A 12,389-nucleotide genomic window follows, 5' to 3' on the forward strand; every position below is an offset into this window, starting at 1 on the left:
CCTCGGCGGAAGGGATCACTGGAGCGCCGAGGTGAGCCTCATGACGGACTCCATGTACCGTCTCGGCCACGGCCGCCGCTCCCATTCCTCGAGGCTGAGCTCGTGGCTGACCCGGGCGTACCCGGCGATCACCCCGGTGATCCCGGAGACGAGGTCGCCGCCGGCCGTGAGCAGGCTGATCTCGTAGTTGAGGCCGAAGGAGCGCATGTCCATGTTCGACGACCCCATCACGGCGTACCTGTCGTCGACGACGAAGCACTTCGTGTGGAGAACCTGCGGCTTGGGGAACTGGAAGATCCGCACCCCCGACTCGAGCAGGGTGCGGTAGTAGGACGATTGGGCGCGGTCGACCATGTACTGGTCGGCCTCCTCGCTGACGTAGAGTTCGACGGCCACGCCGCGTCGGGCGGTGGTGGTCACGGCCGCGAGCAGGGATTCGTCGGGGACGAAGTAGGGGCTGACGATCGCCAGGCGCTCCTGCGCGAGGTACATGAGCGAGGTGAACACCTTGAGGTTCGGTTCGGTGGTGAATCCGGGGCCGGACGGGACGAGCTGCATGCCGTTGACCGGCCCGCCGATCTCGGTGCCGATCTCCCCGCCGTCGTAGGGCCGGATGTCGAGGCGCTCTCCGCATTCGGAGTACCAGTCGGTGGCGAAGACGGCCTCGACGGTCGCGACGATCGGTCCGCTGAGCTCGACCATGATGTCGTGCCAGTGCCTGCCGGCCTTGATGTTCTTCCGCTTGAGGTAGGTCGAGTCGATGAGGTTCTGCGAGCCCATCATCGCCTTCCTCCCGTCGACGACGAGGAGCTTGCGGTGGTTGCGCAGGTCGATCCGGCGGGCCTTGCCCCGCCAGGGGATGAAGGGGAGCATGAGCTGCCATTCGATCCCCGCGGCGCTGAGCCGCTTGCCGAGCCGGTGGAAGCCCGGGTACTTGCGGGAACCGATGTGGTCGAACATGACCCGCACCGCGACTCCTCTCCCGCTCGCCCGCTCGAGTGCCCGGAAGAACACATCGGTCGTGTCGTCCCAGGCCATGATGTAGATCTCGACCGAGACATAGTCCTCGGCCTCGTCGACGAGCTCGGCCATGCGCCGGATGCTCGCATCGTAGTCGGAGATCAGGCCATGGTTGATGCCGGCCACCATGGGCAGCGCGGTGAGCTCGCGACCGAGGTGGACGATCGAGGTGAAGTCGCGGGGCACGTCCAGGCCGGGTGGGGCGTCGGGCAGCTCGTCGGCGCCCTCGTGCATGAGCTCGTTGGCCTCGGCCTGGATCCGCTGCCGACGGCCGTTGACATAGGGGCTGCCGAGCATGAGGAACAGCGGGATCCCGACGATCGGCAGGAAGAGGATGAGGAGCAGCCACGCCGACGACGACGAGGGCCGTCTGCCCTCGGGCACGACCCCGATGGCGATGATCTTCAGCGCGTACTCGATGACGAGCCACGTCACCGTGAGATAGGTGGGCAGGCCGCTGAGGTCGATGAGGTTCATACCATCAGGAGTCTAAGGGGTCCGGCAGCCCGCGGACCGAACGGACCGCGGGCCGAACGGTCCGCGGGCCGAACGGCGCGGACGCGGGGCCTAGAGGCCGAGTTCGCGGGCGATGAGCATGAGCTGGACCTCGGTGGTGCCCTCACCGACCTCGAGGATCTTCGAATCGCGGTAGTGGCGGGCGACGAGGTACTCGTTCATGAAGCCGTAGCCGCCGTGGATCTGGGTGGCGTCGCGGGCGTTGTCCATCGCGGCCTCCCCGGCGATCGTCTTCGCGATCGCGGCCTCCTTCTTGAACGGCAGGCCCGCGATCATCCGCGAGGCGGCGAGGTAGTAGGCGGCGCGGGCGGCGACCGTCCGGGCCTCCATGCGGGCGATCTTGAACGAGATCGCCTGGAAGTCCGCGATCGCGTGCCCGAAGGCCCGACGCTCCTTGGCGTACCTCACGGATTCGTCGACGCACCCCTGGGCGGCGCCCACGGACAGCGCGGCCACGGCGATGCGGCCCTCGTCGAGGATGCGGAGGAAGTTCGCGTAGCCGCGGCCGCGTTCGCCGAGGAGGTTGCCCTCGGGCACCTGCACGTTCTCGAAGGTCAGCGGGTGGGTGTCGGAGGAGTTCCAGCCGACCTTGTCGTACGCGGGCTCCACCGTGAAGCCGGGGGTGCCCGCCGGGATCATGATCGTCGAGATCTCGGGGACCTCGCGCCCGCTCTTCGAGGTCCTGGTGCCTGTCACCGCGGTGGCCGTGACGAGGCGGGTGATGTCGGTGCCGGAGTTGGTGATGAAGCACTTGCCGCCGTTGATCGTCCACGTGCCGTCGGCCAGGGTGGCCCGCGTCTTCGTGCCGCCGGCGTCGGATCCGGCTTCTGGCTCGGTCAGCCCGAAGGCCGCCAGTCCGGAGCCGTCGGTGAGTCGGGGCAGCCATTCGCGCTTCTGCTCCTCGGTGCCGAACCGGTGGATCGGCATCGCTCCGAGCGAGACACCGGCCTCGAGGGTGATCGCCAGGGACTGGTTGACCCGCCCGATCTCCTCGATGGCGAGGGTCAGCGCGAAGTAGTCCCCGCCCATCCCGCCGTACTCCTCGTCGAAGGGCAGGCCGAACAGTCCCATCCTCCCCATCTTCGCCACGAGGGCGTAGGGGAACTCGTGCTTGGCGTCGAGTTCGGCGCTGACGGGCGCGACCTCCTCGTCGGCGAACTTCGCGACCGACCGTCGCAGGTCCTCGTACTCGTCGGGCAGCATGCCCGGAACGAAAGCTGTCATGCTCGTGCCTCCATCGTGGTCTCGGTCTCTGTGGCTGCGGGCTGTTCCCCTGTGTCGTCGACGACGGTGGCGAGCACCTCGTCGACGGCGACCTGCGCCCCTTCGGTCACCGCGAGGCCGACGGTGCCGGAGGCCGGGGCCGTGAGCACGTGCTCCATCTTCATCGCCTCGACGATGAGGAGGGGATCGCCCTGCTCGACGTGCGCGCCCGGCGCGGCGAGCACCCGCACCACGGCCCCGGGCATCGGGGCGAGAACCTGGGAGCCGCTCTCGCCGGGGTGCAGAGCGGTGTCGGCGATGGGCCGGGTGAAGACGTGGATGCCGCGCTCCCCGCAGATCCAGATGCTCCGGGCTCCGGCGTCGGAGAACACCCGGGCGGTGTGTCGGATGCCGTCGACGCTCAGGTGCCAGCGCCCGGTCTCGTCGACGCGGACGTCGTCGGCCCTGACCTCGACGTCGGCGCTCTCCGTCCCGGCGGCCAGCGCGACGAGGGGCCGGAAGTCCGGTCGTGAGGTCCGCCACGTATTCGCCCGTGTCCACGCCGAGGCGGTCGGGGCGAGGTCGGTCGTGCGCACGGGCCCGGTGATCTCGGTTCCCGCGCGTCCGCCGGTGGCGATCACGGACGCGGCGGCGAACTGCCGGTCGATCTCGGTCGGGGCATGGGCGAGCAGGTCGGCGTCCATCGCGTCGATGAGCGAGGTGTCGAGGGCCCCGGCGACCACCGCGTCGAGGGAGAGCAGGGTGCGCAGGAAGTCGATGTTCGTCACGATCCCCGGCACCGCGGAGGCGGCGAGCGCCGCGTCGAGGCGGGCGATCGCGGTGGCGCGGTCGTCGGCGCGGACGATGAGCTTGGCGATCATCGGGTCGTAGTCGGAGGCGATCGTCTGCCCGGGGGCGAGTCCGGCGTCGAGGCGGATGCCCTCCCCGTCCGGGAACACGACGTCGAGCGCCCGCCCGCCGGTGGGCAGGAACCCGCGGGAGGGGTCCTCGGCGTAGATGCGCGCCTCGATCGCATGACCGGTCAGCGTGATGTCGTCCTGGGTCAGCGGCAGCTCCTCCCCCGCCCCGATCCGCAGCTGGAGCTCGACGAGGTCGATCCCGGTGACCTCCTCGGTGACGGGGTGCTCGACCTGCAGGCGGGTGTTCATCTCCATGAAGAAGAACTCATCCGGATGCTCGGCGCCGACGATGAACTCGACGGTGCCCGCGCCGCGGTAGCCCACGGACCTCGCGGTCTCGCAGGCGGCTTCGCCGATCCGCGCGCGGGTCGCCTCGTCGAGCAGCGCCGAGGGGGCCTCCTCGATGACCTTCTGATGGCGCCGCTGCAGGGAGCATTCGCGTTCGCCGAGGTGGATGACGTTTCCGTGCGAGTCGGCGACGATCTGCACCTCGATGTGCCGGGGGGTGGCGACGAGGCGTTCGAGGAACAGCGTGTCGTCGCCGAACGAACCGGCGGCCTCGCGTCGGGCGGCCTCGAGGGCGGCGGGCAGCGCGGCCGGATCGTGGACGGCATGCATGCCCTTGCCGCCGCCTCCGGCCGAGGGCTTGATGAGGACGGGGAACCCGATCCCATCGGCGGCCGCGATGAGATCGTCGTTCGTCATCGCCGCGTCGGTGGTGCCCGGCACCAGCGGCACCCCGCGGGCGGACACGGCCTGCTTGGCCGTGATCTTGTCGCCCATGGTCCGGATCGCGTCCGCCCCGGGGCCGAGGAAGACGATGCCGGCGGCCTCGCACGCGGCCGCGAACTCGGCGTTCTCGGACAGGAACCCGTATCCGGGGTGGATGGCCTCGGCGCCGGTGGCGCGGGCGGCGGCGATGACCCGTTCGATGCTCAGGTAGGACTCGGCCGCGGCGGCCGGTCCCAGTCGCACCGCGGTGTCGGCGAGGTTGACGTGGGCGGCACCGGCGTCGGCGTCGGAGTGGACGGCGACGGTCCTGATGCCCAGGCGCCGGCAGGTGCGGATGACCCTCAGCGCGATCTCTCCGCGGTTGGCGATGAGGACTGTGCGGAACATTCTGCTCATGTGTCGACTCACATCCTGAAGACGCCGTAGCCGCCGGCCGCCAACGGGCGTTCCATCGGGGCGAAGCGGGCGAGGTCGAGGGCCAGAGACAGGACCTGGCGGGTGTCGGCGGGTTCGATGATCCCGTCGTCCCACAGCCGGGCTGTCGAGTGGTAGGGGTTTCCCTGGGCTTCGTACTGGTCGCGGATGGGCTGCTTGAACGCATCCTCGTCCTCGGCGCTCCAGGTCTCTCCGCGGCCCTCGATCTGGTCGCGCCTGACCGTCGAGAGCACGCTGGCGGCCTGCTCCCCGCCCATGACGGAGATGCGGGCATTGGGCCACATCCACAGGAACCGAGGGCTGTAGGCGCGACCGCACATCGAGTAGTTGCCGGCCCCGAACGAGCCGCCGATGACGACGGTGAACTTCGGTACGCGGGCGCAGGCGACGGCGTTGACCATCTTCGCGCCGTGCTTGGCGATTCCGCCGGCCTCGTAGTCGCGCCCGACCATGAAGCCGGAGATGTTCTGGAGGAAGATCAGCGGTGTGCTGCGCTGGTCGCAGAGCTCGATGAAGTGGGCTCCCTTGACGGCGGATTCGCCGAACAGGATGCCGTTGTTCGCGACGATCCCCACCGGGTGGCCGTCGAGGTGGGCGAACCCGGTGACCAGCGTCGTCCCGTACTCGGCCTTGAACTCATGGAAGAGCGAGCCGTCGACGAGGCGGGCGATGACCTCGCGGACGTCGTAGGGCGTCCGGGAGTCGACGGGCACCACCGATGTGAGCTCGGAGGTGGCGTGCAGGGGTTCGCGGGGCTCGGCGACGTCCCAGTTCGGTGCCGGCCTGGGGCCGAGGGTGGAGACGATGTCGCGCATGATCTCCAGGGCGTGGGAGTCGCTGGCGGCGAGGTGGTCGGTGACTCCGGAGGTCCGGGAGTGAAGCGCTCCTCCCCCGAGGTCCTCGGCGCTGACCTCCTCGCCGGTGGCGGCCTTGACCAGGGGCGGACCGCCGAGGAAGATCGTGCCCTGCTCGGACACGATGATCGACTCATCGGCCATCGCGGGGACGTAGGCGCCGCCGGCGGTGCAGGATCCGAGCACCGCGGCCAGCTGCGGGATGCCCGCGGCCGAGAGGGTGGCCTGGTTGTAGAAGATGCGCCCGAAGTGCTCACGGTCGGGGAACACCTCGTCCTGATTGGGCAGGTTGGCGCCGCCGGAGTCGACGAGGTAGATGCAGGGCAGGTGGTTGTCCTTCGCGACCTCCTGGGCGCGCAGGTGCTTCTTCACCGTGACCGGGTAGTAGGTGCCGCCCTTGACAGTCGCGTCGTTGGCGACGATGACGCATTCGCGTCCGCTGACCCGGCCGATGCTGGTGATGATCCCGGCGCCCGGGCTGGCGTCGTCGTACATCCCGTTCGCGGCCAGCGGGGACAGCTCGAGGAACGGGGTGCCCGGGTCGAGGAGGCGTTCGACCCGATCGCGCGGCAGGAGCTTGCCGCGGTCGAGGTGCCGTTGTCGCGCCTTCTCGGATCCGCCCCGCGCGGTCGCCTCGATGCGCTCGCGGAGCTCGGCGATGAGTTCGGCGTGCGCGCGGGCGTTCTCCTCACCAGCCGGTCCCGGCGCTGTGCCCACTACCCTCATCGGCGCTTCCTGCCTGCTGTGCCCATTCGGCCCGACCTCCGATAGTTCAGTTAAACGGAATTAACTCAACTGCTATGATACTGCCCGAGAGCGATTGTGACAACGCGCACAGACCGATGCCCTCGGGCACTGATGAAGGCGACGACATGGGAACTGGGACGACTCCCCGGGCCGCGGCCAAGGCAGCCCGGCGTGAGCAGCTGCTGACGGTCGCGAAGACCCTCTTCGCCCGTCACGGCTTCCACGGCGTGCGCCTCGAGGACCTGGCGACGGGGGTGGGGATCTCCACCCCTGCCGTCTACCGGCACTTCGCCTCGAAGGAGGCGGTCCTCGAGGAGCTCCTCGTCGGCATCTCCCGGTACCTCCACGACGGGGGCCGGGCGGTGATCGCCGGGCGCGACGACGCCCCCGCGACCACGGGCCCGGCGAGCACCGCGGCGCCCCCCGCCGAGGTGCTCGCCCGGCTCATCGACTTCCACGTCGACTTCGCGATGAGCGAGCCCGAGCTCATCCGGATCCAGGACCGTGACTTCGCGGCCCTGCCCGAGGCCTCGCGCCGGACGATCCGGCGCCTGCAGCGCGCCTACGTCAGCGACTGGGCAGCGGTCGTCGCGGATCGGCACCCGGACTGGGAGGTCGAGAGCGCGACGATCCGCGTCCACGCGGTCTTCGGGATGATGAACTCGACCCCGTACCTGGCCCGGGGGCTGGCCCGCGAGAACGTCAGCCGAGAGCTGCGCGCTGCGGCGCGCGCAGCTCTCGAGTCGGGTTCACCCACCTCGGCGGGAAACTGAGGCCGCCGAGAGTGCAGTGATCCAGCGAGGGAGCACTCCGTGGATTGCCCTCTCGCCGGATCACTGCACCCCGGGTGAGCCCTAGTCGAAAGTCGCGCCGGTCCTGGCCCGCTCGATGAGCGATTCCGGCGGGGCGAACCGGTCCCCGTAGGCGGCGGCGAGTTCATTCGCACGGCCGACGAAGCCGCTCAGACCGCCCTCGTACTGGTTGACGTACTGGAGGACGCCTCCCGTCCAGGCGGGGAACCCGATCCCGTAGATCGAGCCGATGTTCGCATCCGGCACCGAGGTGAGCACGCCCTCGTCGAGGCACCTGATCGTCTCGAGCGCCTCGGCGAAGAGCATCCGCTCCTGCAGGTCGACGAACTCCTGCCGGGCCATGGGACGGGCGGAGTCCGCACCGTACCTCTCCCGCAGTCCGGGCCACAGGCGTCCGCGCCTGCCGGTCTCGTCGTAGTCGTAGAATCCGGCGCCGTCCCTGCGACCGGTCCTCCCCTGCTCGATCATCCAGTCGATGACGGCCTCCGAGGGGTGCTCGTCCCACGTGCCCCCGGCGGCCTCGGTCGACGTCCTCGTCTCCTTCCGGATCCTCTGGGACAGGGTCAGGGTGAGTTCGTCGAGCAGCTGCAGGGCTCCGGCCGGGTATCCGGCCTGGAGGGCCGCCTGCTCGACGCTCGCCGGCTCCACGCCCTCGCCCACCGCGGCGACCGCCTCGGCGATGAACGTCCCGATGACACGCGAGGTGAAGAATCCGCGGGAGTCGCCCACGACGATCGGGGTCTTCCTGATCTGCCGGACGAAGTCGAAGGTCCGCGCCAGGGTCTCGTCCGAGGTCTCCTCACCACGGATGATCTCGACGAGCGGCATCTTGTCCGCGGGTGAGAAGAAGTGCACGCCGATGAAGTCGGCGGCACGCGCGGTCCCGGTCGCGAGTTCGGTGATCGGCAGCGTCGAGGTGTTCGACCCGAGGATCGCATCGGGGGCGACGATGTCCTCGATCTCGGCGAACACCTGCTGCTTGACGGGCACGGACTCGACGACCGCCTCGACGACGAAGTCGACTCCGGCGAAGTCCGCGGCCTTGTCCGTCGGGGTGATCCTGCCGAGGACGGCCTCGCTCGTCGCCGAGGTGGTCCGGCCCTTGGCGAGCGCCGACTCCTCCCGCTTGCGTGCGTAGTCCCTGCCGCGTTCGGCCGTCGCGAGGTCGACGTCCTTGAGGACGACCTCGATGCCGGCCTTGGCCGCCGTGTAGGCGATCGCCGCGCCCATCATTCCCGCCCCGAGCACCCCGAGCCTCGTCACCTGCCGGGGCTCATGGTCCGCGGGCCGGGAGCCGCCGGAGTCGATGTGCCCGAGGTCGAAGAAGAACGCCTTGATCATGTTCTTCGCCACGGCGGTGTGGGTGAGGTGGACGAAGTAGCGGGTCTCGATGCTCAGCGCGGTGTCGATGTCGACCCCGGCGCCCTCGACGGCGGCGGCCAGGGCCGCCCGCGGGGCGGGCATCGGTGCGCCCTTGAGCTGGCGGCGCAGGAGTGCGGGCAGCGCCGGGAGCATGGAGGCCAGTGCCGGAGACGACGGTGAGCCGCCGGGGATCCGGAATCCGGGGGCGTCCCAGGGCTGCACTGCGTCGGGGTTGTCCCGAATCCAGATCCTGGCCCGGTCCTCGAGTTCGCTCAGGGGTGCGAGCTCGTCGATGAGGCCCAGCTCGCGCGCCTCGGCGGCTCGGAACTTCGTCGCGGGCAGGATCGCCTTCTGCAGGGCGTCCTGAAGGCCGATCATCCGCACGGTCCGGGCGATGCCTCCGCCCCCGGGCAGCAGTCCGAGGGAGACCTCGGGGAAGCCGAAGCGGGCGCCGGCGACGTCCTCGGCGGCGATCCGGTGGTGGGCGGCGAGCGCGACCTCGAGTCCCCCGCCCAGGGCCGTGCCGCCCAGAGCGGCGACGACGGGTCGGCCCAGCGTCTCCAGCCGGCGCAGCAGTCCCTTGATGTGGTCGACCTGCGCGGTCTCGGCCGCGGCGTCGTCCGGGTCGGCAGCGCGGATCCTGGTCAGGTCCCCGCCGGCGAAGAACGTCGGCTTCGCCGAGGTGAGGATGACGCCGCGGATGTCGCCGATGCTCGACTCGAGCCAGCCGACGGTGTCCTCGAGGGCGGCCGAGAAGTGGTCGTTCATCGTGTTCACCGAGGAGTCCGGGTCGTCGATGACGATGGTGACGACGCCCTCGGGATCGATCCTCCGGGCGTAGCTCGCGGCCTGGGCCGGGGTGGTCGGGCGATCGGTGGTCGCGTGATCGGAGTTGTCGTTCGTCATGTCAGGCCCTTTCGATGATCGTCGCAATGCCCATGCCGCCGCCGATGCACAGGGTGGCGAGTCCTCGCCGCAGGTCGCGGCGTTCGAGTTCGTCGAGGAGGGTGCCGAGGATCATCGCCCCGGTCGCACCCAGCGGGTGGCCCATGGCGATGGCTCCCCCGTTGACGTTGACCCTCTCGTGGGGGATGTCGAGGTCCTTCATCCATTTGAGGACGACGGCGGCGAAGGCCTCGTTGAGCTCGAAGAGGTCGATGTCGTCGAGCGTCAGCCCCGCCTTGTCGAGGACCTTGAGGGTGGCCGGGGTGGGCCCGGTGAGCATGATCGTGGGGTCCGAGCCGGTGACGGCGGTGGCGACGATGCGGGCCCGCGGGCTCATGCCCATCGCCGCGCCCGCCTCGGCGCTGCCGATGACGGTCAGGGCTGCGCCGTCGACGATCCCCGAGGAGTTCGCCGCGGTGTGGACGTGGTCGATGGCCTCGACCCAGTGGTACTTCTGCAGGGCCACCTCGTCGAATCCGGTCTGCGCGGCGAGCCTGGCGAAGGCGGGCTTCAGCTGGGCCAGCGATTCCACGGTGGAGCCGGGGCGCATGTGCTCGTCGACCTCGAGCACGGTGACGCCGTTGATGTCCTGGACGGGAACGACCGACCGGGCGAAGCGGCCCTCGCGCCAGGCGTCCTCGGCGCGGTTCTGCGATTCGACGGCGTAGGCGTCGACATCGGCGCGGCTGAAGCCTTCGGTCGTCGCGATGAGGTCGGCGCCGATGCCCTGGGGGACGAAGTAGGTGTCGTAGTTCGTCGTCGGGTCCTGCGCCCAGGCGCCGCCGTCGGAGCCGATGGGCACGCGGGACATCGATTCGACGCCGCCGGCGAGGACGAGCGTTTCGAAGCCGCTGGCGACCTTCGCCGCGGCGAGGTTGACGGCTTCGAGCCCGGAGGCGCAGAACCGGTTGATCTGGACGCCGGCGACCCTCTCGTCGAGTCCGGCGACGAGGGCGGCGGTGCGGGCGATGTCCCCGCCCTGCTCCCCCACGGGTGAGACGACGCCGAGGACGAGGTCGTCGATCGCCGAGTCGTCGAGGCCGGGGTGACGCTGCCGCAGCGCAGCGATGAGCCCGGTGACGAGGTCGAGGGGCTTGACGGAGTGCAGGGCACCGTCGCGGTTCCTCCCGCGCGGGGTGCGCACTGCGTCGAAGATGTACGCGTCGCTCATGGGGTCCTCACAGTCGTGGTCGTTCAGGGCGGTCGGGCGGGTCGGTGGGGTGGGTCGATTGTCGGTGCGGTCCGGTCTTCGGCGGGGTCCTGTCGTCGGCGCGGTCGCGGGCTGTCACAGCCCGAGGGAGCGCCCGACGATCTCCTTCATGATCTCGGTCGTGCCGCCGTAGATCGTCGTCACCCGGGCGTCCTCGTAGTCCCGGGCGATGCGGTACTCGCGCATGTAGCCGTAGCCGCCGTGCAGCTGGAGGCAGCGGCTGACCACGTCGACGTGGTGCTCGGTGGTGAGGAACTTCGCCGCGGCGGCGTCCTCGGCGCTGAGTTCTCCGTCGAGGTGGGCGAGCACGAGGGAGTCGATCCACGCGCGATGCGCCCGGGTCGTCGCGACCATCTCGGCCATGGCGAAGCGCGAGTTCTGGAAGCTGCCGATCGGTTGGCCGAAGGCCTCGCGCTGCCGGATGTGCTCGAGGGTGCGCTCGAGGACTCCCTCCGTCGAGGCGACCGCGGCGACGGCGATGGAGAGGCGCTCCTGTGGGAGATTGCGCATGAGAGCCGCGAACCCGGTGCCCTCCTCACCGAGGCGGTGGGTCGCGGGCACCCGCACCTCGTCGAGGTGCAGCTCGCTCGTGTCCTGGGCGTGCAGCCCGATCTTGTCGAGGTTGCGACCGCGGGAGAACCCGGGGCTCGCGGTGTCGATGACGAGCAGGCTCAGTCCCCGGTGGGGATGGTCGCCGGTGCGCACGACGGTGACGACGAGGTCGGCGTTCTGTCCGTTGGAGATGAAGGTCTTCGCGCCGGAGACGACATAGTCGTCACCGTCCCGCACGGCCCTGGTGCGGATGCCGGCGAGGTCGCTGCCGGCACCGGGTTCGGTCATCGCGATCGCGACGACCGACCGCCCGGCGGCGATGCCGGGCAGCCAGCGCTCCTTCTGCTCGTCGGTCGTCAGCTCGGTGAAGTACGGGATGACGACGTCATTGGCGAGGCTGAGTCCGCCGAGTCCGGAGCAGACGGGGTGGCGGGAGAGCTCCTCGGCCATGACGACGTTGAAGCGGAAGTCGTCGCCGCCCCCGCCGCCGTGGGCCTCGGGGATCGAGAATCCGAGGATCCCCGCCTCGGCGGCGGTGGCGAAGAGGGACTTGGGCATGATGCCCGCGGACTCCCAGTCCTCGGCGTGCGGCGCGACATGGGTGTCGACGAAGCTGCGCACGATCTGCCGGAAGTCCTCGTGCTCGGTCTCGAACAGGCTTCGCGGCCGTCCGAATGCCGGGGTGCCGCTCATCGGTGCTCCATGGCGCCGCGCCGAGGGGAGACAACGCCGCGCCGGTGGGAGTCGGCGCCGGGCGGGCGGAAGGGGCCCGGAAGGTCGCTGATCGATCGTTCAGTAACATTCACAGGCACCATTGAATACCAGTTCGGTGTGAGCGTCAACACAGGGCGGGGCGGCAGGGCCTCTGTGACGCTCTCGAGCGCAAAAGCGTATCGTAAGCGTATATTCGCTGGTTTCGGGCAAAGAAAACGCCCCTCCCGCCGGACTGTCGATCCTGGCGAGAGGGGCGTTGCCGAGCCGCCTGCGGTGTCCAGAGTCAGTACATCGTTGACAGCCCCGACAAGGACTTTTCTCCGTGATCATTGACCGATGAGTCGCGACATCATTGACAGACCCGGCA

8 protein-coding genes are annotated in these 12,389 nt (G+C 69.9%); 1 reads left to right on the plus strand and 7 read right to left on the minus strand.

Annotated elements, in window-relative coordinates; genetic code table 11:
• Window positions 1-15: 15 nt before the first annotated feature.
• The 4 genes from DFO65_RS14400 to DFO65_RS14415 all read right to left on the minus strand — a co-directional run bounded on the left by DFO65_RS14400 (window position 16) and on the right by DFO65_RS14415 (window position 6,406).
• Window positions 16-1,497, minus strand: a complete 1,482-nt coding sequence (locus tag DFO65_RS14400) for a phospholipase D-like domain-containing protein (RefSeq protein ID WP_113905131.1) — start codon at window positions 1,495-1,497, stop codon at window positions 16-18.
• A 90-nt stretch (window positions 1,498-1,587) separates the two neighbouring features.
• Window positions 1,588-2,760 carry an acyl-CoA dehydrogenase family protein gene (locus tag DFO65_RS14405; RefSeq protein ID WP_113905132.1) on the minus strand — a complete coding sequence of 391 codons (1,173 nt, stop codon included), beginning with the start codon at window positions 2,758-2,760 and terminating at the stop codon, window positions 1,588-1,590.
• The gene (locus tag DFO65_RS14410; protein WP_113905133.1) at window positions 2,757-4,778 is read right to left on the minus strand and encodes an acetyl/propionyl/methylcrotonyl-CoA carboxylase subunit alpha; all 2,022 of its coding nucleotides are present in this window, start codon (window positions 4,776-4,778) and stop codon (window positions 2,757-2,759) included. Before DFO65_RS14410 ends, DFO65_RS14405 begins: the two co-directional genes overlap by 4 nt.
• A gap of 17 nt (window positions 4,779-4,795) precedes the next feature.
• Window positions 4,796-6,406 (minus strand): carboxyl transferase domain-containing protein, encoded by a 1,611-nt coding sequence (locus DFO65_RS14415; RefSeq protein WP_113905134.1) that lies wholly within the window; start codon window positions 6,404-6,406, stop codon window positions 4,796-4,798.
• 146 nt (window positions 6,407-6,552) lie between these two features.
• On the opposite strand from DFO65_RS14415, the gene DFO65_RS14420 reads away from it, so the two are divergent.
• A complete protein-coding gene (locus DFO65_RS14420) occupies window positions 6,553-7,200 on the plus strand; it encodes a TetR/AcrR family transcriptional regulator (RefSeq protein ID WP_113905135.1) in 648 nt (215 codons plus the stop codon).
• An 81-nt stretch (window positions 7,201-7,281) separates the two neighbouring features.
• On the opposite strand, the gene DFO65_RS14425 is transcribed toward DFO65_RS14420, so the two are convergent.
• The 3 genes from DFO65_RS14425 to DFO65_RS14435 all read right to left on the minus strand — a co-directional run bounded on the left by DFO65_RS14425 (window position 7,282) and on the right by DFO65_RS14435 (window position 12,001).
• Complete coding sequence (locus DFO65_RS14425; protein ID WP_113905136.1) at window positions 7,282-9,507, minus strand: 3-hydroxyacyl-CoA dehydrogenase NAD-binding domain-containing protein; 2,226 nt, start codon at window positions 9,505-9,507, stop codon at window positions 7,282-7,284.
• Window position 9,508: 1 nt separating this feature from the next.
• On the minus strand, window positions 9,509-10,717 hold the full coding sequence (locus tag DFO65_RS14430) for an acetyl-CoA C-acetyltransferase (protein WP_113905137.1): 1,209 nt from the start codon (window positions 10,715-10,717) through the stop codon (window positions 9,509-9,511).
• A gap of 114 nt (window positions 10,718-10,831) precedes the next feature.
• The gene (locus tag DFO65_RS14435) at window positions 10,832-12,001 is read right to left on the minus strand and encodes an acyl-CoA dehydrogenase family protein (protein WP_113905138.1); all 1,170 of its coding nucleotides are present in this window, start codon (window positions 11,999-12,001) and stop codon (window positions 10,832-10,834) included.
• Window positions 12,002-12,389 lie beyond the last annotated feature (388 nt).

Source organism: Brevibacterium sanguinis (assembly GCF_003315415.1).
In the GTDB taxonomy this organism is placed as follows: domain Bacteria; phylum Actinomycetota; class Actinomycetes; order Actinomycetales; family Brevibacteriaceae; genus Brevibacterium; species Brevibacterium celere_A.